We start from the raw sequence: 20,281 nt of genomic DNA, 5'->3' as shown, positions 1-20,281 counted from the left end.
TAACTACAGTTTCTCTTTCAAATACTTTCCAGTAACTGATTTAGGATTCTTCACCACTTCTTCCGGTGTACCGAAAGCCATCAGGTGACCACCATTTTCACCGCCTTCAGGACCAATGTCAATAATATAGTCGGCGCACTTAATAAGATCGAGGTTGTGTTCAATAACAATGATCGAATGTCCTTTATCCAATAAAGCCTCAAACGAAGTCATCAGTTTCTTGATATCATGAAAATGCAAACCAGTAGTAGGTTCGTCAAATACAAACAACGCTTTGTCTTTGGTCGCCCCCTTAACAAGGAACGATGCCAGCTTGATACGCTGTGCCTCACCACCCGAAAGGGTAGAAGACGACTGTCCTAATTGTACATAACCTAAACCTACATCCTGTAAAGGCTGCAATTTGGTCATGATCTTCGTTTGCTTGTGCTCGCTAAAGAACGCCACAGCATCATCAATAGTAAGTGAAAGGATATCGTCTATATTCTTGCCTTCAAATGTAACTTCCAGTACTTCTTTCTTAAAGCGTTTGCCATTGCAGGTTTCACACTCTAAATGTACATCGGCCATAAACTGCATCTCGATGGTAACTTCACCTTCACCTTTACAGGTTTCACAGCGTCCGCCATCTACGTTAAATGAGAAATGTTTGGCCTGGTATCCACGAATACCGGATAGTTTCTGTTTAGAAAACAAATCACGGATATCGTCATAGGCTTTGATATAGGTAACCGGATTCGAACGCGAGCTGCGCCCGATAGGATTCTGGTCTACGTACTCAATATGTTTTATATGCGAAAAATTACCCTGCAGTTCAGTAAACTGTCCGGCTTTTTCGCCCATACCATCCAGTTTTTTCTGCATGGCAGGGAAAAGTATCTTTTTTACGAGTGTACTCTTTCCGCTTCCTGAAACCCCTGTAATTACAGTAAGGCAGTCCAATGGAAAAGTAACATCGATATTTTTAAGGTTGTTTTCACGCGCCCCAATTACATCAATATGGTTCTTGAACTTACGGCGCTTTTTAGGGACACTGATCTCAAGATCACCATTCAGGTATTTCGCAGTAAGCGAATCCGATTTCAGGATCTCGTCATAAGTTCCCTGTGCTACAAGTTCCCCGCCAAGGGTTCCGGCTTCAGGACCAATATCAATGATCATATCGGCCGCTTTCATGATGTCCTCGTCGTGCTCTACCACAATAACGGTGTTGCCAAGGTTACGAAGGCCTTCCAGCACTACAATAAGCCTTTCGGTATCTTTTGGGTGAAGCCCGATACTTGGTTCATCCAGTATGTACATCGAGCCTACAAGGCTGCTGCCCATAGAGGTAGCAAGGTTAATACGCTGCGATTCACCACCCGATAGTGTAGCCGATTTACGGTTCAGTGTCAGGTAATCCAGACCCACTTCCTGTAAAAACCCAAGACGGTTATTGATCTCTACCAAAAGCCTTTTTGCCACTTTAGCATCAAATTCTGATAGTTCAAGCTGTGCAAAAAAATCGGCAAGGTTTTTAATCGGCAGGTCAACCAGGTCAGATATGGTGCGGTCGTTTATTTTAATGTAATTCGTTTCCGGTCTAAGGCGTTTGCCTTTACACACGGGGCATTTGGTTTTACCACGGTAACGCGAAAGCATTACACGGTTTTGTATCTTATAGTTTTTCTCTTCCAGTTCGGCAAAAAAGTCATCAAGGCCTGTAAAGTACTTGTTGCCTTTCCAAATCAACAATCGATCACTTTCAGACAGCTGGAAATAAGGCTTATGGATAGGGAAATCAAATTTATGTCCGTTGTTTACTAATTGGTCACGGTACCAGCCCATGCTTTCACCACGCCAAGGGAAAATAGCATTCTCATAGATAGAAAGTGCTGTGTTAGGTATTACCAGTTCTTCATCAATACCAATGATGCTGCCATAACCTTCGCAGGAAGGACAGGCACCATAAGGATTATTAAAGCTAAACAGGTGTACGTTAGGTTCGGGGAAAGTAATGCCGTCCAGTTCAAAATTATTACTGAATACAAGACGTCTTCCGGTCGATACCTCTTGGAGGAAAGTTTCGCCTTTACCTTCATAGAAAGCAGTTTGTATGGCATCTGCAAGACGGTTATAAAACTCTTCCTCGTCTTTAACTACGATACGGTCGATAATAAGCAGTACTTCCTTATTGGCGAAATCAACATCGGTAATTTCGTCAAGGCGCAGCATTTCATTATCTACTAAAATACGTGCGAAACCCTGTTGTAATAAAACGCCTAGTTTCTCTTCTAGTGTACGCCCTTTTTCGGTATGTACAGGAGAAAGCAGCAGCCAGCGGCTTTCCGGTTCCAGTTTCTGAACTTCAGCAACTACATCGGTTACCGTGTCTTTTTTTACCTCACGACCCGAAACAGGGGAGTAGGTGTGCCCAATACGGGCAAAAAGCAGTTTGAGGTAATCGTAAATTTCTGTACTGGTACCTACGGTAGAACGTGCATTGGTTGTGTTTACCTTCTGTTCAATAGCAATGGCAGGAGCAATACCTTTAATGTACTCTACTTTTGGTTTGTCCAAACGACCAAGGAACTGGCGTGCATAAGAGGATAAGCTCTCTACATAACGGCGCTGTCCTTCGGCATACAGGGTATCAAAGGCAAGGCTCGATTTTCCGGAGCCCGAAAGCCCGGTAATTACCACCAGCTTGTTACGCGGAATAGCCACATCCAGGTTCTTGAGGTTGTGCAGCTGTGCGCCTTTTATAAGTATATTTTTCTTAGGTTCGAGTTTAGAAAAATCAGTCTTTATCATAAGAATAATTGAATACGCAAAGATATGGTTTTCAGCCGTAATTTTTGTTAAGGGAAATGAAAGGAAGTTTTTATATTTGAGATAAATTAATTAAATGAAAATAATAGTAATGGCTTTGATATTTACTTTGTTTACAGGATGTAATCAGGATCGAAATGTTAGGAAACCCGATATCGATAAACTGCTAAAATCTACAGATATGAATAACAGTATAATCGTAATGGATACTTATCTGGGAGAATTATGTTCTTATGGTGATGATATGGAAAAACTAAATGAATATCAGCAAAATTTTTATTATATACAATTGCTTGAAGCGGAAGTTAACAATGGCGGTTTCGATCAGTATTTTTATAATTCGGGAGGAGATCATGCATTAGAAACTATCAGAGGGTTGAAGGCTATAGGGGCAGATAAAACAGCTAAGCTTTTACAGGAAGCAATGAACCAGTTTCCTAACGGTGAGGTGCCGAAATATAGGGAGATAAGAATTTCTACGCTTGAAAAAATAAGACCCGAATCTGAGAAAGTATTTGAAAAACTTGATGATGCTTTTTACACTTATGAAGATGATCTGAATACCCTTAATATGGAATATATCAGAATGTATAAAAATCACTTTTAAAAGGCTGCTTCTGTAATAATAACAATTAAGAATAAAAGGAATTCAACACTACTCTGATTTATAATAAGAGTAGTTAGCTTATTGCAGTACTAGTTTTTTAGATTCCGAAAAGCTTCCGGTTGTTACTTTTATAATGTACATGCCGGCTGATAAAGAAGACAGGTTCAGGTTTTGTGCTCCGGTGCCATTTAGTTCTCCTGTATATACTTTCATGCCGGTAAGAGTGTAGATGTTTACATCGGCTTTGGAGTCAAGGTTGCTGTTTATGGTAATGTTTCTGTCGATTGTGGGGTTAGGGTAGATGCTAAACGATGTTTTAGCGAAATCTTTTGTCCCTGCCACAGCATCATATTTTATATTATCAATACCGGCAAACATTTGTGTTGAATTTGAGGAAAATAAAATGGCAATATATTTTTGGTCTACATCTGCATCAATTATCATAGTATGAGTTACCGGTTCGTTAGGTACAACCATCGAACTGGTTATAGGTGTAAAAACCCGGGTATTGTCGAGCGTATTAAACGTTCCTACCGTAAAGAGTATGATATTAGGGTTAAATATGCCGTTTGTGAGGATCTTGAAAATATCAAAAGAAAATTGGTGCTGTGCGTCTATTGAAATAAGCTCAGGCGTAACAAGGTAACTGCTGCCATTCTGCATCATTGCATTATAGAACTGTGCATATTGATTGGGCGGGGTTCCTCTTTCCTCTGTATGGATAAAAGCACCTATAACCGTCCAACAGTTTTGCGGGAAACCACCAAAAGGAACGTTGAAGCCACTAAAATCTTCGTCTAATGTTGCTACCGGATCGCATTGCGAATAAGAAACCATTCCTACCAGAAGGGCTGCATAAAAAAGTATATATTTTTTCATACGAATAGTATTTGTAAGGTTCATAATAGTAATAAAAGTAAGGAATATATTTTAATTCCTCTGTTAATTTTAAATATATGTTATTGATTTTTAGTTATTTATGGTTTATCTGGCTCTCTTTTATGTCTTTTTATCGTATTGTATAAAAGCTTATAATGTCAATATGGTATAAGCAAAGTTTACTATGATTGGTATTGATTTGAATACTTATATTTGACCGACTTTGATAATTTCATCAATATTAGTAATCGCAACTATGGATAGTAAAATTAAATCTGCACTTTTTGGAGTTGCCATTGGTGATGCGTTGGGAGTTCCAGTAGAGTTTACAAGTAGGGAACAACGTCGTCGTGAACCCGTTGATGATATGTGGAGTTATGGAACCCATGACCAACCTGCAGGGACTTTCTCTGATGATGCATCACTTACATTTTGTCTTGCAGAGGCACTTTCTATAGAATTTGATCTGAATGTAATTGCACAAAATTTTATAAAGTGGTATTATCATGCCTATTGGACTGCACATGGAGAAGTTTTTGATATAGGCATCGCAACGAGGCAGGCAATAGACAGGCTTGCCAAAGGTGAGCAGCCGGAATTTGCAGGAGGGTTTGAAATATCTTCAAATGGTAACGGTTCACTAATGCGCTTACTGCCACTGCTTTTTTACATAAAAGATAAGTCTACTGAGGAACGATATACAATTACGAAACTGGTTTCTTCGATTACCCATAGTCACATACGCTCAGTGATATCTTGCTTTTACTATCTTGAATTTGCAAGACATCTTTTAAATGGTAATGATTTAACCTACATATATGGTCTCCTTAAAATAGAAATAAGCGATTTTCTTAAAAGTAAAGAAATCAATAAAGACGAAATTGCAATTTTCGACAGACTTTTTAAAAGAGATATTTATAAACTAAATGAAGATGAGATACAAAGTACTGGGTATGTTATTCATACTTTGGAAGCGTCTTTGTGGTGTTTGATGACTACGACAAGTTATAAAGAAGCAGTTCTAAAAGCGGTTAATCTTGGAGATGATACAGATACTACTGCTGCAGTAACAGGAGGGCTAGCTGGTCTTTTATATGGTTATGAGAATATCCCCAAGCAATGGCTTAGTAAGCTGGCAAGACACAATGATATTGAAATTCTGGCCCAAAGAATGAATAAAAGATTAATAATGCAAAATTCAGATTTTATAGCCGTTTTAAAATATAAGACTACTGAAGAAGGAGGTCGTGAAACTGCTGCTAAGTCGGGTTATCGTCCTGCTGTAAAGTTTAGTTTTGATAAAATGCTTACAAGTGGTATACAGACTTTCATTGATAAAGAACAGATTTACCCGGGAGAAAGTGTTGAGGCTTATATGAAAATCCTTTCGGCACCACATTTTTATGGACGTTTAGAAGAGCGTATGGAATTTATATTTACTGAAGGCGATCATATTATTGGAACAGGGGTAATAAAAGAGATTTTAAACCAGTATTTAAAAGTGAAAGAAATAATAAAATGAAAAAAAATCTAATTATATTTTTTGCACTCTTTTTTTCAACATGCAGTCTTTATTCTCAGAATAGAACAATTAATGGAAAAGTGATATCTGAATTTTTTGAAACGATGCCGGGAGTGTCAATTATAATCAATGATACAATTAAAATAGGAGAAACAGATTTAAATGGTGTTTTCAAAATAGATTTACCTGTTTATGCAAAAAAAATCTTATTTAAGTCACTCGGCTTAGACCCAACAATTGTAAAACTCATTGACAAATGTGATGAAGTTGAAGTTGTAATGATGTTAACTGCTACGTATGATTTTATAACTCTTAAGAAAGCTGATAGGCTTCGAATGAAAAGATTTAAGAAACTACCATCATTACATAAAGAAGCATTTAAGCAAGCTTTATTTAATACAAATAAAGCTTGCTATTCGCAAGAGTTTATATCTTATTATTCTAATGATTGGAATTAGTTATTTCTGCAAAATTGAGTTCTTTTCAAAATTGCTTATAATATGTTTTATTAAATCAATCCTATTTGTATATATGATAAGTATTTGATTTGAGTTTTAATAAGAATAATAACAATAAACTTTCCTTTTTTTGTAGCATAGTTTATTGTTATTAACCATTATAAGTCTCCAAAGAGAAAAAAACTCTTTGTTTAAAGCAAGTTGTTTTTAGCTTTATTGCTTATCGCAGTATTAGTTTTTTAGATTCTGAAAAGTTTCCCGCACTTACTTTTATCATATATATACCGGCTGATAAAGAAGACAGGTTCAGGTTTTGTGCTCTGGTGTTGTTTAGTTCTCCTGTATATACTTTCATACCGGTAAGTGTATAGATGTTTACGTCTGCTTTGGTGTCAAGGTTGCTGTCTATTGTAATGTTTCTGTCGGTAGCTGGGTTAGGGTAGATAGTGAAAGATGTTTTTGCAAAATCTTCTGTTCCCGAAACAGCATCATATTTTATATTATCAATACCGGCAAACATATGTGTTGCATTTGCAGAAACTAGAATTGCAATGTATTTCTGATTTACATCTGCGTCAATGATCATAGTGTGAGTTACTGAATTGTTGGTTACATTAGTCGTGCTGCTAACGGGTGTGAAAACTCGGGTATTGTCGAGCGTATTAAACGTTCCTACCCGAAAGACCATGACGTTAGGGTTAAATGTGCCGTTTACCGAGGGAACTTTGTAAATATCAAAAGAAAATTGATGCTGTGCGTCTATTGAAATGAGTTCCGGCGTAACAAGGTAACTCCCGCCATTTTGAATCATTGCATTATAGAACTGTGCATATTGATTAGGTGGGTCTCCTCTTTGCTCTGTATGAAAAAAAGATCCTATAACCGTCCAGCATTGCTGCGGGAAAGCTCCAAAAGGAACGTTGAAGCCACTAAAATCTTCGTCTAATGTTGCTACCGGATCACATTGCGAATAAGAAACCATTCCTACCAGAAGGGCTGCATAAAAAAGTATATATTTTTTCATACGAATAGTATTTGTAAGGTGAATAATAGTATAAAATTAAGGAATATATTTTAATTACCTTGTTAAATATATGTGTATGTTGTTGGTTTTTAAATGTTTGTGGTTTTTTATGTTATTCTTTTTCTAAGTTTTAAAACTTGGAATCTCAATAAGTATCATGTAAAGTTTAAGCTGAGAGCTATTGATTTGTACTACCAATAATTCTTATATTTGAATGATAATGGAATACGTCATTCGTGTTCTGATCTATTCATTAATGACAACACCAACCTACCTAAAAGAAGGCGATAAAGTCGGGATTGTAAGTACCGCTAAACGCTGTGAACCTCACGAAATAAATGACGGTCTGGCTTTACTTAAAAGCTGGAGACTGCATCCTGTACTTGGAAAAAATGCTTTTGCATCACACGGCTTCCTTGCCGGAACTGATGAAGAACGCTTATCCGATCTTCAGCAAATGCTGGATGATATTACTATTAAAGCGATCTTCTTTACCAAAGGAGGTTATGGTACTTTACGTATTATAGACAGCATTGACTGGACGGCTTTTAAAGCCAACCCGAAATGGCTTGTGGGTTATAGTGATATTACGCTGCTGCACAGTCATATCCATAATTTCGGAATAGAAAGCCTCCATGCAGTCATGCTGCAGGGAATTCCTAATAGCAATGCTGCATCTTCTGAAACCATTCGTGTAGCGCTCTTCGGCGAAAGCCTATCCTATAATATCCAAAACCTGCCTGATAATAAAACAGCCCCTGGTATACTGGAAGGCATATTGGTAGGAGGGAACCTTTCCATGATGTATGGAATTGTAGGTTCTGGATCGGATATTGATACGAACGGAAAGATATTGTTTATAGAAGATATCGACGAATACCTGTACCATTACGACAGGATGCTCATCTCCCTGAAAAGGGCTGGAAAATTATCTGGAATTAAAGCGCTCCTTGTAGGCGGCATGGTCGATATAAAAGAGTCTACGATACCATTCGGTAAAAACGATACCCAGATAACCCTGGAGCATTTTGACTGCCCGGTGTATTTCGGAATCCCATCCGGGCATACAGACGATAACCGCGCACTCATTATGGGGCGAAACATATCAATTAGCCATACTGCACAAACTGTTACCCTTAAATTCGATAATTAATTGGAACCGCTAACCAATAGAGAATACCAACTGGAACGCTTTCCAGGAAAGGGAGGGTGGACATATGCTGCCATAACCGATATTCAGAAGAACAAAGAAACGGCTTTTGGTTTTGTAAAAGTAAAAGGTACTATTGACGGTTATCCTGTAAAAAGTTTTAACCTGATGCCTTTAAGTAATGGTAATGGTATGATGATGGTTGTTAAGGCCGAGATCAGGAAAACGATAAAGAAGGATGAAGGTGATTATGTACACATAACGCTTTATGCTGATAATGATCCTTTTATAGTGCGCGAAGACTTTAAAGAGCGTTTGCAGGAACATAAAAGTGCCTATGAGGCTTTTATAAAATACAAGCAGTGGGAACAACGAATGTGTATTGAATGGATCTATTCCGCTAAAAGGGAAGAGACGATAGAGGAAAGAATTAAAAAGACAATTGGCAGGGTTTTAAGGAGGGAGAAGCTGCTTTAGCTGTTAAAATGATTAAAAAACAATAGTATATATTGTCTTTTGATTACTTTTTTAATTATAATGTAAATATTTTGCTATTTAATAAAACGTTGATTTTCCTTACATTACGTTGGTTTTACTATAACTTTTAGATATTTATTGTACTATTGCTGTTAAAATTTAAATTTATTATTGTTGTTTATAATTTTATTATGCTATATTTGGCATATCATTAATCTTTAATTAACACATTCGCCTATACAAAAAACTACTTTTTAGAAACATAGTTTCTGGATTTTTACCGAAAATAAATTCAAAGAACCTAAAAAGTATTTGCTATGGCTAATGTTGTAATCCTAGACGCAGTTCTGGTTAAAAATTATGTTGCTGGAGACGAAAACGCTCTTGCTACTTTAATCAAAAGGCACCAATCGAAAATTTACGGTTTTATCTACTCAAAAGTAACAGATAGAGATATTGCAGATGATATCTTTCAGGATACTTTTATCAAAGTGATAAAAACACTTAAGTCTAATGCTTATAACGAAGAAGGCAAATTCCTTCCATGGGTTATGCGTATTTCGCACAATCTTATTGTAGATCATTTCAGGAGGAATAAAAAAATGCCAATGTACCGTGAAACTGAAGAGTTTTCCATCTTTTCTATTATGACAGACAACAGTCCGAATATAGAGAACAGGATAATTACAGAACAGGTAGAAAACGATTTGCAACGACTTATTCAGGAACTTCCGGACGATCAGAAAGAAGTACTGCAAATGAGAATATATCAGGATCTAAGTTTCAAAGAAATAGCCGATTTAACTGGGGTTAGCATCAATACTGCCCTTGGTAGGATGAGATATGCTCTCATGAACCTTAGAAAGGTTATCGAAAAAAATAAAATTATTTTAACTAATTAGACAATATTAGAAAGCTGCTTTGCGTTGTAGTAGGAAATAAACAAATTCTATTCGATGGCAAAACTTTACTCTAAGACAAAATTAGCAGCTCCAAAAATGTTACCTAAGCAAGAAACCATAGATTTTTTACTTAACTATTCTAAGGCACTCAAGATAGTTAAAACAAGCAATGGTACATTCGAGAACATAGCTAATTAAAGAAAAACCTCCCGCAATTAACGGGAGGTTTTTTTATTATAATACTCTTCAATTACTGATTTTCGCCCTATTGTTTTGGTTATAATATCTTTTTCAAGATCCCATCCTCTGGCGGGTGAGTATTGTCTTCCATACCATATGATCTGGAGATGAAGGTCATTCCATAACTCTTCCGGGAACAAACGTTTGGCATCTTTTTCGGTTTGTACAACGTTTTTTCCGTTGGTAAAACCCCATCTGTACATTAATCGGTGGATATGTGTATCTACCGGAAAAGCCTGAATGCCAAATGCCTGGGACATTACCACACTGGCAGTTTTATGACCTACAGCCGGAAGTTCCTCAAGATCAGGGTAATTTGCAGGAACCTGTCCGTTGTGTTTTGCAATTAGTATTTCCGAAAGGCCATGTATTCCTTTAGCTTTCATTGGCGAAAGCCCTACCGGACGTATAATATCACGAATTTCTTCTACCGATAATTTTACCATAGCATATGGATTATCGGCTCTTTCAAATAATAGTGGTGTAATCTGGTTTACGCGTACATCGGTACTTTGAGCACTCATCAATACTGCTATGAGCAATGTATAAGGGTCTTTATGATCCAGTGGTATGGGTATAGTAGGGTAAATTTCTTTGAGTGTATCAATTACAAATTGTACCTTTTCTGCTTTAGTCATTTTCACTATTTTTATAAAAACAAATATACACTTATGATAACACTTTCAAAAGGAGATAAAGCACCTGATTTTTCGGGTGTCGACCAGGATGGTAACACACATGCATTAGCCGATTATAAAGGGAAAAAACTAGTTGTATTCTTTTATCCAAAAGCAAGTACGCCGGGCTGCACAGCCGAAGCGTGTGACCTGCGTGATAATTTTGAGCGTTTTAAAGCGAACAACTACGAGCTTTTAGGCGTAAGTGCAGATGATCAGAAGAAACAGGCTAAGTTTAAAGAGAAATACAATTTACCTTTCCCGCTTCTTGCAGATGTAGATAAAACGGTAATTAATGCTTTTGGTGTATGGGGTCCCAAAAAGTTTATGGGGCGTCTTTTTGACGGAATAAACCGAACTACTTTTGTGATTGATGAGAACGGAATTATCGATGAGGTTATAACTGCTGTAAAAACAAAAGCTCACGCCGATCAGTTATTAAAATAATAGAAATGCACCTAATAGAGTAAAGGGTTGATTGGTTCTATAGGTGCATTCTTTAGTTCTTAAAATAAAGGCAGTTTACCTGAAAATGAAATTACGCCCGAACGGGATACTTCAGGTTTCGACTCATTTGTTATGGTAAAGCTAACCGGGTGATAACCTTTTGTTCCCGGGTAAGCCAGCCTGCCTTTTATTTGTAATGTAACATAACCGCTTCCATCGGTTTGAGTAATCTGGTTGTCAATAACAAACCAAAAAGGAATATCTTGAATGGTAAATTTTATATTATTACTGGCTGAAATTAATCCATTACTGTCTTTTAAACAGGCGGTTATAAGGAGGATAAATTCGCCATTATCATCTAATCCCGCTGTGTCAACTAAAGGCTTAGCAGGAAAATAAGAAATTGCACAGCCTACACTTGTCTTTTTTTCAATACTGTACTGTCTGATTATAGCCATGATTAATATTTTATTATTCAGTAATTTGGGGAATATCAAATATCGATAGCTTAACACAAAAATAATAGCGTGGAAATACCTGTTTTTGCGCTTTAATTTAAAACAGGTAATTTTACTTAATGACTTTTACGTTGAAACGTAATATAGGTTGGTATTCAAATAGAATATCAATATGTCGCAGTCTTTTATCATCTACTATATATTCAAAAGTATAAATGCTGCCATCATTTTTAAAATCAACGTATTTTTGTTTTTTCATCAATTCTTCATCCCAAATTTTGTTCTTCTTTTTAATTGTCCGCCATGGCTTTGGGTTCGACTTGAGATTGGTGTTTATTTGAAAACGATGCACATTTTTTTTGTAATTTATAGCGAACCGGATAGTGTCGCTTACTTTAGCTGTAACAATTCCGGAATCAGGTTGAAGGATATCTAAATGAGGTATCTCAGATGATTTTATGAATGCAGTATTCTTATAAATTTCTTTCGCTATTTTATAAGGAGTGTGTTTTACCCAGATAGAATCTTTAGGGAAATGATTACGGGATAGCTTATCCATAGGCGTAAGCCAGTAAAAATCATTGTACCGGGACACAAATTTTTCAAGTTTTTTGTCTTCTCTCTCAATGCAGTACCCTGCTGCCCACGTAGCATCCACATAATAGTAGTTTCCGTCAATAAGAACTACATTCCAGGCATGGTTTAATTCGCCCATTTTTCCAACATGATAGGGCTCATTTTTGGTATAGCCTGTTACGATCGAATTTTGTATTCCAGCATAATCGCACATGCGCTTAAACAGCCGTGAATAGCCATCACAAATCGCTATTTTTTTTGAAAGTACTCTGGCCAAATGATCGTCCTCCCATTTAGCCCATTTTAAATCGCAATTATCCTTTTTCCTGCATTTAGGGTATTTTGTTTTCTTTTTTTTGTTTATAAATTTATAATCATACCCAATGTTATGGCTTATCCAGATAAAAATGGCACGGCTTTTCTCAAATTCTGAGCTATAATTCCGTGTCAATTCTGAAGTTAATTGTTTTAGGTTATTTTTATAAGTGACTGTTCTTGCCAGACTGTCTATCTTTCGATAATTAAATCCTTTTGGGTTTTCATTTATTGGTAAATCAAAAGTTGTGCTATCAGTCTGAGCCAAAAATGACAAATGAAAGAATAGAAGTGTAACTTGAAAAAGTATTTTCATGAAGAATAATGATATCTACTATAACTGATGAAGTAGTTGTTTTACAATGCCAACAGAGTATTTGCTTGAAACCTTTTTTATAAATAGAGGAAAGTCAATGTGCGATTGTTCATCGGCTGCATCAGAAATGGTTCTGATAATCAGAAATGGAACAGCATACTCATGGCATACCTGTGCTACTGCAGCTCCTTCCATTTCTACACACAATATTGTTGGCAGGCTGTTGTGAAGCTGCTCTTTTTGCTTGTTGTTGGCAAAGAACTGGTCACCACTGGCAATATCGCCAATATGCAAATTCGGTGTATTAATACCAAACTGAGCCAATACTCCCTCTCCAATAAGGTTTTTCAGTCCGTTATCAAGAATAAGTGGGTTGATAGCTTCTTTAGCGTGTTTTAGTTTTTCGGCATCAGATTCAAAATAGGTTTTTCCTAAAAGCGGAATCTCAAATTGCTGCATTAACGGGCGTGCATCCATATCGTGTTGATACAGTCGCTTTCCAATAACAATATCACCAATGTTCAATGTAGGGTCTATGGCACCGGCCACACCGGTAAAAAGAACTTCACTTACATTAAATACATGAATTAGCGTAGATATAGTAGCTGCTGCGGCTACTTTGCCCCAGCGCGAAAAAACAACAATAACATCGATATTATTTATAGTGCCCGATGTATAGGTACGCATACCAAGAGTGACTTCTTTAGGGTTTTGCAGTAAACCAATTACACCATCAATTTCCTGGGGCATGGCACCCATAATGCCAATAATTCGGTCTTTCATATTTATACTTGTTTTCCAATAGGAGGAAACCCTTCCAGATCCTTAAAAAAAGGTTTGTTGTTTTCTTTGCTATCCTTTACAGCCCACACAGCCATAGCATACAATACCGGACCTAAGGCCGTACCTGACTTACTGAGGCTATAAGTAACATGAGGTGGAACCACCGGTTTTGCAATACGAATTACAAGGTCGTCGGCTTCCAGTTGCTTTAAATGTTGGATGAGCATCTTTTCTGTAATGCCGGGAATCGACTTTCGTAGTTCACCATACCTTTTGCTGCCTGCTAATAAGTGGAACAGAATAATAGGTTTCCAGTACCCGCCAATTTTTTCCATAACATAAGTTACGGGACATTCTTCGTGGGCGAGTTTCTTGTTTTCCTGAATAGTAGAATTTTCTTTAACTTGCGTCATAGTGATACATACTTTGGGGTAAGTACTTGCATATAAGTAAGTACAAATATACATTTGTTCCCGAAACCAAAACATATAAAGATGAAAATTATAGTAACAGGATCTTTAGGAAATATTAGCGGACGACTAGCAGAACAACTAGCGCAAAAAGGACACGATGTAACAGTTATCAGTCACAATCAGGATAAAAAAGCAGCGATCGAAGCAATAGGAGCGAAGCCAGCTATAGGTTCGCTTAGTGATTACGAATTTCTTTTAGGTGCTTTTCAGGGAGCTGATGCCATATATTTAATGACTCCTCCAAATTATCAGACCGATAATTTAAAAGAAGCAATGATTGCAATAGTAGAAAATTATGCAAAAGTAATTGAAGCTGTTAAGGTAAAATACATTGTAAACCTGAGTGGTATTGGAGCTCAGAGTCCGCAGGGATATGGTCCGTCAAGTGCTTTTTATTATACAGAGGCAATGCTTAATGAATTGCCTGAAACGAATGTGCTGCACCTGCGTCCGGGGATGTTTTACAGCAATTACTATGGAAGCGCAGCTATGATAAAACACATGGGTTTTATTGGTAATAATTTTGAATCGGATAAGGTTATTGTAATGACGCATCCTCATGATATTGCTGATGCAGCTGTTGAGGCCTTCGAGACACTATCTTTCTCGGGCAAGCAAATACGCTATGTTGCCAGTGATGAGTTAACGGGAGCACAGATAGTTGATACAATAGGTAGTGCTATTAGTAAACCTGATCTGCATTGGGTTGTTTTTTCTGATGAAGAATTGATCCAGGGAATAATGCGAAACGGATTCTCACATCATATGGCTTCTAACTTTGCCGAAATGGGTACAGCTATTAAAGAAGGAAAGATCTGGGAGCAGTACCTTGAGAATAAAGGTAATGCTTATGGTAAAATAAAATTTGCCGATTTTGCTAAAACAGAGCTGGCGCCGTTTTATAAAACCTTATAAATAAAAAAAGCGGAGTAAGCCTAAGGCTGCTCCGCTAATGATTTTTTAGGATCGTATCCAAACAGATGGTTCTGTTTAATGATATCAGCAATACCCGGAGGAAGCATTTCTTCCCATCCTGATTTTCCTTTGCTGATCATTTTAAGGACTTCACGCGAGAAAATGTCAAGATGGTCCTGTTCAACTTCAGTAATATCGATCACTTTTCCATTGAATTTAAAGAACTTGTACAGCTCTTTCATTCTAGGATGTACTTTTAGATTTTCAGAATCAATTACCTGTCCGTCTTCATCTTTCATTGGGTATAAGAATACCTTAAGGTCACGGTAGAATAATTTACCAAAGGCTTCCAGTATTCCTCCACTCAGGTGGCGGTAGTATTTCTCGTCAAAAATATCAACAAGGTTGCTCACACCCATTGCAAGTCCCATACGGGCTTTGGTATAACTGGAAAAATATTCTACAACTTTATAATATTCCTGGAAGTTAGAGATCATTACGGTTTGTCCAAGAGAGCAAAGCAACTCAGCCCTGTCCATAAAGTCACGCTCGTCGATCTCACCTTCAGAACGCAGATTGGATAGTGTAATTTCAAAAATCACCAGTGCTTTATCTTTATCTACCTTATTTTCTTCAAGGAACATTTTATATGATTTCTCATACATGTCCATGTTTACCTTAGTAACAGGACGGAAACTTCCTCTAAGGGCAAGTATATTCTTTTTATACAGAACTGCTGCGGGTAATACATTATGGCCATCAGGGTTAAACATAACCGCATCGGTCATACCGTTTTTAACCAGCTGAAGGCTCATTAATCGGTTGTCTACATCAGCAAAACGCGGGCCTGAGAAGTTGATGGTGTCAATTTCAAGCTGGTCTTTATCTAAGTGGTCATACAGGTAACGCAATAATTTTTTAGAATCGTTGTATTTGTAAAAAGCACCATAAATAAGGTTAACACCTAATATACCAAGGGTTTCCTGTTGTAAACGTGCATCATTTTCTTTAAAGCGAATGTGCAGGATAATTTCATTATAATCTTCATCAGGCTCAACCTGATACTTAATGCCTACCCATCCATGGCCTTTAAATTGTTTTGCAAAATCTATGGTAGCCACAGTATTAGCATAACTAAAGAACATTTTGTTGGGGTGCTTTTCCCTGTTCAGTCTTTCTTCGATGATCTCAACTTCGTGCGTAAGCATTTTTTTAAGACGGCTTTCGGTAACATACCTTCCGTCTTCCTCTACACCATAAATCGAGTCGCTAAAGTCTTTGTCGTAAGCAGACATCGCTTTCGCTATTGTCCCCGATGACCCGCCGCTCCTGAAAAAATGACGCACAGTTTCCTGTCCGGCACCAATCTCAGAGAAGGTACCATAGATGTTTTTATTAAGGTTAATACGTAGTGCTTTGTCTTTAATAGAAGGTACATGTTCGATTACCCTGTCACCCTTTAGGGTTATGTCTGCATCGGTTAATTTCATAGAAGGAAAATGATATATTGCAAAGTTAGCAAAACAGCACGTTTTATAAAACAAATAATGCTATTTTTGTAAAAAAACAACCCTGTTTTGAAAGTTTGGTTTTTAGGTACGGGAACATCACAAGGCATACCGGTAATAGGCAGTACTCATCCTGTTTGCCTTAGTAATGACCAGCGTGACAAACGCCTGCGTGTATCCGTATGGATACAGTGGGACGATGCTTCGTATATTATAGATTGCGGTCCTGATTTCAGGCAGCAAATGCTTACCTGCCAATGCCAAAAACTTGACGGAATCCTTTTTACACACGAACATTCAGATCATACTGCAGGAATTGACGACATAAGGCCGTTTGTGTTCAGGCAGGGCGACATGCCTATTTATGCTCATAAACGTGTAATAGAAAGCCTTAAAAAGCGTTTTGATTATATCTTTGAAGAAGAAGACAGGTATCCCGGAGCACCTTCAGTAACTATCCATGAAGTAGATCGCAGCAACTATTTTACCCTTGCAGGTAAAATAGTTGTTCCTATACTTGTTATGCATGGCAATCTCGAAATTTTCGGCTACAGGATTGATGACTTTGCCTACATGACCGATGTTAAATTTGTTCCTGATGCTGAGGCGGAGAAATTAAAAAGAGTCAAGGTATTAGTAATAAGTGCCCTTCGTGAACAACCGCATGAAACACATTTTAACCTTCAGGAGGCCCTCGATTTTATAGCAAAAGTACAGCCGGAACGCGCTTATCTTACTCATATTAGCCATCTTATGGGTTTTCATGCAGAAGTGCAGGAAAAACTCCCAAAAAATGTATTTTTGGCCTACGATAATTTACAAATAACAGTTTAAGACCATATCATGAAAAAGAACCTATACTTATATCTTTTTATTTTCGCATTGCTAATAAATGTGTTCACCTACATGTTCTTTACAAACAAGCAAAAATTTGAAGACAAGAAGGTAGAAGAGGCGCATGCAAAAGTTAAAGTGATAAAAGACAGCATCACGATAATTAAGGCAAAAAATGCGGATGAAAATTATTTCTCATTAGAGAATAATAGAAATGCAATTGATTATTTTGCAGGTAAGGATGTTCCTGCCATAGCTATTAAAATAAGAGATGCTATTTATGCTAAAAATATAAATCCTGGCGGAAATCCTTTAATTGAATACCCGGCAATGGATGGTAAAGTATTTACAGTTAGTAAAATAAAGATATTAAACCACAGATGGATCATTCTTGATTTTTCTAATGGTTTAAGGTGGGGCGAAACGCTTCTTAAATATTTTATCGAAGAAGACGGGACAATAACTTTTAAAGCTGTAGATTCAGTTTTATATCCTTTCGAGCCGTATTAATATTTTTTGTACTTTAGTTTCCCTTTAATTAATCCCTGTTATGAAAAAACTGGTTTTGCTTTCGGCTTTAAGTATATTTATGTTTTCCTGCGATTTTATATTAAAAGATCGTAAGAATACTGAAGTAGAGGTAAACCCAAACGAGAAAGTAGTTTTGGGTAACGATAAAGATGCCCAGGGCTGTGTTGCCTCTGCAGGTTATAGATGGTCAGATCTTTTTAAAGAATGCATCAGGGTTTTTGAAGAAGGTTACCGTCTTAATTCTATCGATGAATTAGCAGGGGAGAGTACTTCAAAAAGCGCTTTTGTAGTTTTTGAAAAAGAAGATGGCGACAGAGCTGAATTGTTTTTGCCGGATGGCTCTAAATCGATCATACTTACAAGAGATACTAAAAACGGAGCTTTTAAAAATAAGGAGTGGTCACTACAGCTTAAAAGCGGCTACAGCCTCAAAAAAAATGGTGAACTTCTTTTTGCCGGTGCAACCATAAAAGAAGACCAGATAACCGGAGACGACAAAGAAGAAAGCTAGGAAATTTTTTTTAGAATAATTTAGTCTTATAAAAGAGTAATACCAAAACTCCACCCAATCCATCCAATCCTGTTCTTGTTTTTATACAAATGAAAACGTTCTGTTCTGTTCTCAATAAATTTATAAGCAGCATTGGGTAACGATATGTCTTTTTGCTCAGAAGAATACATATTGAATGAAGGCCCTGTAAATATTGCCAGGCGTTTAAAAATGCGATAGGTAATAGGTGCGTCAAATTTTAGTAAGAGATTAGTGTCCTGCCATTTATCAAGATAAAGATAGTGTACTGTAAATTCCGGGTTAATACTTATCCTGCCGCCAAGCGGTATATTCTTTCCTACTCCAACCCCCATAGAAAAAAGCTGTTCTTCATTATTGTGTGCAGTTGCTCCTGCACTTAGTATTGTATACAGTTTATTATCTCCCGTTTTTATAGCAATGTTTACGTTCGTAAGTTCATTGGTAGAAGTACTAAGTTTTTTGTAACCACCTTTTTTAAAGTTCAGCAATCCTATACTGTATCCGGCTATAGTATCTGATACATTTACGATACCAAACTGGACGCCATCTATTTTTCGGGCATAATTAACAGCACCTACCTGTAAACCTCTGGCATTTTTACGCACGCTGTTGTAGCCCGCAGTAAACTGAAGTCCGTTTAAAGAATCTTTAATTACATTATAACCGGCAGACATCTGTACGCCATAGAGATTTTGTCCTATGTTATTATAACCTGCATTAATCTGTATACCTGTCATTGTACCTTTAACGCTGTTGTAAGCGTCAGACATCTGTACGCCATGAGCATCTTTCTCTACTTTGTTGTAACCCGATGTTAATTGTATACCATTCATAGTTCCCCGTAGGCTGTTATGTCCGCCACTTAGCTGTATCCCTATGAGGTTACCCATGGAATTATTGTATATACCACCCAGCTGCACTCCGGTAACATTACCACCTGCGGTATTAAACAGTCCGGCAAGCTGTAGTGCCTCTACGTTCATTTTATTGATATTATACAATCCTGCAATTTCAAATCCTCTTACACCGGCACTATAACCGCCAATGATGTTGAGGGAAAAATTATTAACGATCTGTGCGTTCATCATACCGTGAGTACTAATACTGGGTATTAATGAAAACTGGATTGGAGCTTTTGCAATAACACCACCAAGGTTAAGTGATTGAAGTTTTTGCCTTGATGAGATAAACAAACGGCCTAAACCTGATTTTTCGATATTAGAAAAATCACCCACAACATAATCAAGCAGGTTGCTTTTCTTTCCTTCGTCTACAACAACCTCAGGAAGGAACATACTGGTAACACTTTTGTAATTTTCTTTTGTAGCGGTAAGTTCTATAGGTTGAGGCGTATGTTTTATACGCATTACAAAATTTCCGTTTTTGTTGGTAAGTGTAGATTGTAGTACGTTTTTTTCGTATACACTGGCATTGGGAATCCTTAAGCTAGTGTTGGCATCAATAACATAGCCTGTAATAAGGCAGCTTTCACCAATATTTATATTCTTTTCCAGTATAAGAATAAGTTCCAGAGGGGCATAACGTAAAACAACAAAGCCTGCCGTTTCTTTATATTCGTAACGCTTATCTAAGACCTGGTCTAAAACATTTTCGATAGTAGCGCTTTCCGCAGAAATAGAAATGATGCTGTCGCGCGGAACAAGTTTACTGTAGTAAGCAAATTTAAAATTTTCCTTTTGCTCCATCAGGTCAAATACTTTACCTAATGGCTGTCTGTTTGCAGCAATTGAGATCTCTTTTGATAAAATAGACTGCGCCTCCGCATGAAAAGTCGTGCTGAAAAAAAGGATAACAGTAAAAAAAATAAAAATTGACCGCAAGTTAT

21 protein-coding genes are annotated in these 20,281 nt (G+C 37.1%); 11 read left to right on the top strand and 10 right to left on the bottom strand.

Annotated elements, in window-relative coordinates:
- Positions 1–3 precede the first annotated feature (3 nt).
- Entirely contained in the window at positions 4–2,793 is a 2,790-nt protein-coding gene (uvrA, locus tag EPI11_RS06385; protein ID WP_128389111.1) for an excinuclease ABC subunit UvrA, read from the bottom strand.
- A 94-nt stretch (positions 2,794–2,887) separates the two neighbouring features.
- On the opposite strand from uvrA, the gene EPI11_RS06380 reads away from it, so the two are divergent.
- Entirely contained in the window at positions 2,888–3,418 is a 531-nt protein-coding gene (locus EPI11_RS06380; RefSeq protein ID WP_128389110.1) for a DMP19 family protein, read from the top strand.
- A 78-nt stretch (positions 3,419–3,496) separates the two neighbouring features.
- On the opposite strand, the gene EPI11_RS06375 is transcribed toward EPI11_RS06380, so the two are convergent.
- On the bottom strand, positions 3,497–4,297 hold the full coding sequence (locus tag EPI11_RS06375) for a T9SS type A sorting domain-containing protein (protein ID WP_164879120.1): 801 nt from the start codon (positions 4,295–4,297) through the stop codon (positions 3,497–3,499).
- A 256-nt stretch (positions 4,298–4,553) separates the two neighbouring features.
- Here EPI11_RS06375 and EPI11_RS06370 point away from each other — a divergent pair, with 256 nt between their 5' ends.
- Together EPI11_RS06370 and EPI11_RS06365 are read left to right on the top strand one after the other, a co-directional pair.
- Complete coding sequence (locus EPI11_RS06370) at positions 4,554–5,819, top strand: ADP-ribosylglycohydrolase family protein (RefSeq protein ID WP_128389108.1); 1,266 nt, start codon at positions 4,554–4,556, stop codon at positions 5,817–5,819.
- Positions 5,816–6,277 (top strand): hypothetical protein, encoded by a 462-nt coding sequence (locus tag EPI11_RS06365; RefSeq protein WP_128389107.1) that lies wholly within the window; start codon positions 5,816–5,818, stop codon positions 6,275–6,277. The genes EPI11_RS06370 and EPI11_RS06365 overlap by 4 nt, the downstream gene beginning before the upstream one ends.
- A gap of 220 nt (positions 6,278–6,497) precedes the next feature.
- Here EPI11_RS06365 and EPI11_RS06360 read toward each other — a convergent pair whose 3' ends face one another.
- Entirely contained in the window at positions 6,498–7,301 is an 804-nt protein-coding gene (locus tag EPI11_RS06360; RefSeq protein WP_128389106.1) for a T9SS type A sorting domain-containing protein, read from the bottom strand.
- 220 nt (positions 7,302–7,521) lie between these two features.
- Here EPI11_RS06360 and EPI11_RS06355 point away from each other — a divergent pair, with 220 nt between their 5' ends.
- The 3 genes from EPI11_RS06355 to EPI11_RS06345 all read left to right on the top strand — a co-directional run bounded on the left by EPI11_RS06355 (position 7,522) and on the right by EPI11_RS06345 (position 9,830).
- Positions 7,522–8,454, top strand: coding sequence for a S66 peptidase family protein (locus EPI11_RS06355; RefSeq protein WP_241657589.1), 933 nt, complete (start codon positions 7,522–7,524; stop codon positions 8,452–8,454).
- On the top strand, positions 8,455–8,928 hold the full coding sequence (locus tag EPI11_RS06350; protein ID WP_128389105.1) for a DUF1905 domain-containing protein: 474 nt from the start codon (positions 8,455–8,457) through the stop codon (positions 8,926–8,928). It abuts the gene before it with no gap.
- Between the two features lie 317 nt (positions 8,929–9,245).
- Positions 9,246–9,830 carry an RNA polymerase sigma factor gene (locus tag EPI11_RS06345; protein WP_128389104.1) on the top strand — a complete coding sequence of 195 codons (585 nt, stop codon included), beginning with the start codon at positions 9,246–9,248 and terminating at the stop codon, positions 9,828–9,830.
- 215 nt (positions 9,831–10,045) lie between these two features.
- Here EPI11_RS06345 and EPI11_RS06340 read toward each other — a convergent pair whose 3' ends face one another.
- Positions 10,046–10,708, bottom strand: coding sequence for an endonuclease III domain-containing protein (locus tag EPI11_RS06340; protein WP_128389103.1), 663 nt, complete (start codon positions 10,706–10,708; stop codon positions 10,046–10,048).
- Positions 10,709–10,741: 33 nt separating this feature from the next.
- Here EPI11_RS06340 and bcp point away from each other — a divergent pair, with 33 nt between their 5' ends.
- Positions 10,742–11,194, top strand: a complete 453-nt coding sequence (gene bcp, locus EPI11_RS06335) for a thioredoxin-dependent thiol peroxidase (protein WP_128389102.1) — start codon at positions 10,742–10,744, stop codon at positions 11,192–11,194.
- 59 nt (positions 11,195–11,253) lie between these two features.
- Here the strand turns inward: bcp and EPI11_RS06330 are convergent, their stop codons facing one another.
- From EPI11_RS06330 to EPI11_RS06315, 4 genes are all read right to left on the bottom strand, one after another.
- On the bottom strand, positions 11,254–11,652 hold the full coding sequence (locus EPI11_RS06330; protein WP_128389101.1) for a hypothetical protein: 399 nt from the start codon (positions 11,650–11,652) through the stop codon (positions 11,254–11,256).
- A gap of 112 nt (positions 11,653–11,764) precedes the next feature.
- Complete coding sequence (locus tag EPI11_RS06325; protein ID WP_128389100.1) at positions 11,765–12,859, bottom strand: transglutaminase domain-containing protein; 1,095 nt, start codon at positions 12,857–12,859, stop codon at positions 11,765–11,767.
- An 18-nt stretch (positions 12,860–12,877) separates the two neighbouring features.
- Entirely contained in the window at positions 12,878–13,642 is a 765-nt protein-coding gene (locus EPI11_RS06320) for a 5'-methylthioadenosine/adenosylhomocysteine nucleosidase (RefSeq protein WP_128389099.1), read from the bottom strand.
- A 2-nt stretch (positions 13,643–13,644) separates the two neighbouring features.
- Positions 13,645–14,055, bottom strand: a complete 411-nt coding sequence (locus EPI11_RS06315) for a winged helix-turn-helix transcriptional regulator (protein WP_128389098.1) — start codon at positions 14,053–14,055, stop codon at positions 13,645–13,647.
- Positions 14,056–14,136: 81 nt separating this feature from the next.
- Here EPI11_RS06315 and EPI11_RS06310 point away from each other — a divergent pair, with 81 nt between their 5' ends.
- Entirely contained in the window at positions 14,137–15,030 is an 894-nt protein-coding gene (locus EPI11_RS06310) for an NmrA family NAD(P)-binding protein (RefSeq protein WP_128389097.1), read from the top strand.
- Positions 15,031–15,050: 20 nt separating this feature from the next.
- Here EPI11_RS06310 and EPI11_RS06305 read toward each other — a convergent pair whose 3' ends face one another.
- Complete coding sequence (locus EPI11_RS06305) at positions 15,051–16,520, bottom strand: TonB-dependent receptor (protein ID WP_128389096.1); 1,470 nt, start codon at positions 16,518–16,520, stop codon at positions 15,051–15,053.
- A gap of 87 nt (positions 16,521–16,607) precedes the next feature.
- On the opposite strand from EPI11_RS06305, the gene EPI11_RS06300 reads away from it, so the two are divergent.
- Genes EPI11_RS06300 through EPI11_RS06290 form a run of 3 tightly spaced genes read left to right on the top strand, consistent with a single transcriptional unit; the run spans position 16,608 to position 18,414 of the window.
- The gene (locus EPI11_RS06300; protein ID WP_128389095.1) at positions 16,608–17,372 is read left to right on the top strand and encodes an MBL fold metallo-hydrolase; all 765 of its coding nucleotides are present in this window, start codon (positions 16,608–16,610) and stop codon (positions 17,370–17,372) included.
- 9 nt (positions 17,373–17,381) lie between these two features.
- Positions 17,382–17,882 carry a hypothetical protein gene (locus EPI11_RS06295; RefSeq protein ID WP_128389094.1) on the top strand — a complete coding sequence of 167 codons (501 nt, stop codon included), beginning with the start codon at positions 17,382–17,384 and terminating at the stop codon, positions 17,880–17,882.
- Between the two features lie 40 nt (positions 17,883–17,922).
- Positions 17,923–18,414, top strand: a complete 492-nt coding sequence (locus tag EPI11_RS06290; RefSeq protein WP_128389093.1) for a hypothetical protein — start codon at positions 17,923–17,925, stop codon at positions 18,412–18,414.
- Between the two features lie 26 nt (positions 18,415–18,440).
- Here EPI11_RS06290 and EPI11_RS06285 read toward each other — a convergent pair whose 3' ends face one another.
- Positions 18,441–20,276, bottom strand: a complete 1,836-nt coding sequence (locus EPI11_RS06285) for an LA_2272 family surface repeat-containing protein (RefSeq protein ID WP_128389092.1) — start codon at positions 20,274–20,276, stop codon at positions 18,441–18,443.
- Between the last annotated feature and the right edge of the window lie 5 nt (positions 20,277–20,281).

This window comes from Flavobacterium cerinum, from assembly GCF_004028155.1.
Lineage (GTDB): Bacteria > Bacteroidota > Bacteroidia > Flavobacteriales > Flavobacteriaceae > Flavobacterium > Flavobacterium cerinum.
Note: the sequence above shows the minus strand (reverse complement) of the source record. Positions and strands in the feature narration are given on the sequence as shown.

Bases quoted from the DNA above. Each gene is read 5' to 3' on its own strand.
- EPI11_RS06355 (WP_241657589.1), top strand. From the start codon at position 7,522: ATGGAATACGTCATTCGTGTTCTGATCTATTCATTAATGACAACACCA.
- EPI11_RS06345 (WP_128389104.1), top strand. From the start codon at position 9,246: ATGGCTAATGTTGTAATCCTAGACGCAGTTCTGGTTAAAAATTATGTT.
- EPI11_RS06315 (WP_128389098.1), bottom strand. From the start codon at position 14,055: ATGACGCAAGTTAAAGAAAATTCTACTATTCAGGAAAACAAGAAACTC.
- EPI11_RS06370 (WP_128389108.1), top strand. From the start codon at position 4,554: ATGGATAGTAAAATTAAATCTGCACTTTTTGGAGTTGCCATTGGTGAT.
- EPI11_RS06330 (WP_128389101.1), bottom strand. From the start codon at position 11,652: ATGGCTATAATCAGACAGTACAGTATTGAAAAAAAGACAAGTGTAGGC.
- EPI11_RS06380 (WP_128389110.1), top strand. From the start codon at position 2,888: ATGAAAATAATAGTAATGGCTTTGATATTTACTTTGTTTACAGGATGT.
- EPI11_RS06365 (WP_128389107.1), top strand. From the start codon at position 5,816: ATGAAAAAAAATCTAATTATATTTTTTGCACTCTTTTTTTCAACATGC.
- uvrA (WP_128389111.1), bottom strand. From the start codon at position 2,793: ATGATAAAGACTGATTTTTCTAAACTCGAACCTAAGAAAAATATACTT.
- EPI11_RS06325 (WP_128389100.1), bottom strand. From the start codon at position 12,859: ATGAAAATACTTTTTCAAGTTACACTTCTATTCTTTCATTTGTCATTT.
- EPI11_RS06320 (WP_128389099.1), bottom strand. From the start codon at position 13,642: ATGAAAGACCGAATTATTGGCATTATGGGTGCCATGCCCCAGGAAATT.
- EPI11_RS06360 (WP_128389106.1), bottom strand. From the start codon at position 7,301: ATGAAAAAATATATACTTTTTTATGCAGCCCTTCTGGTAGGAATGGTT.
- bcp (WP_128389102.1), top strand. From the start codon at position 10,742: ATGATAACACTTTCAAAAGGAGATAAAGCACCTGATTTTTCGGGTGTC.
- EPI11_RS06375 (WP_164879120.1), bottom strand. From the start codon at position 4,297: ATGAAAAAATATATACTTTTTTATGCAGCCCTTCTGGTAGGAATGGTT.
- EPI11_RS06340 (WP_128389103.1), bottom strand. From the start codon at position 10,708: ATGACTAAAGCAGAAAAGGTACAATTTGTAATTGATACACTCAAAGAA.
- EPI11_RS06295 (WP_128389094.1), top strand. From the start codon at position 17,382: ATGAAAAAGAACCTATACTTATATCTTTTTATTTTCGCATTGCTAATA.
- EPI11_RS06290 (WP_128389093.1), top strand. From the start codon at position 17,923: ATGAAAAAACTGGTTTTGCTTTCGGCTTTAAGTATATTTATGTTTTCC.
- EPI11_RS06305 (WP_128389096.1), bottom strand. From the start codon at position 16,520: ATGAAATTAACCGATGCAGACATAACCCTAAAGGGTGACAGGGTAATC.
- EPI11_RS06310 (WP_128389097.1), top strand. From the start codon at position 14,137: ATGAAAATTATAGTAACAGGATCTTTAGGAAATATTAGCGGACGACTA.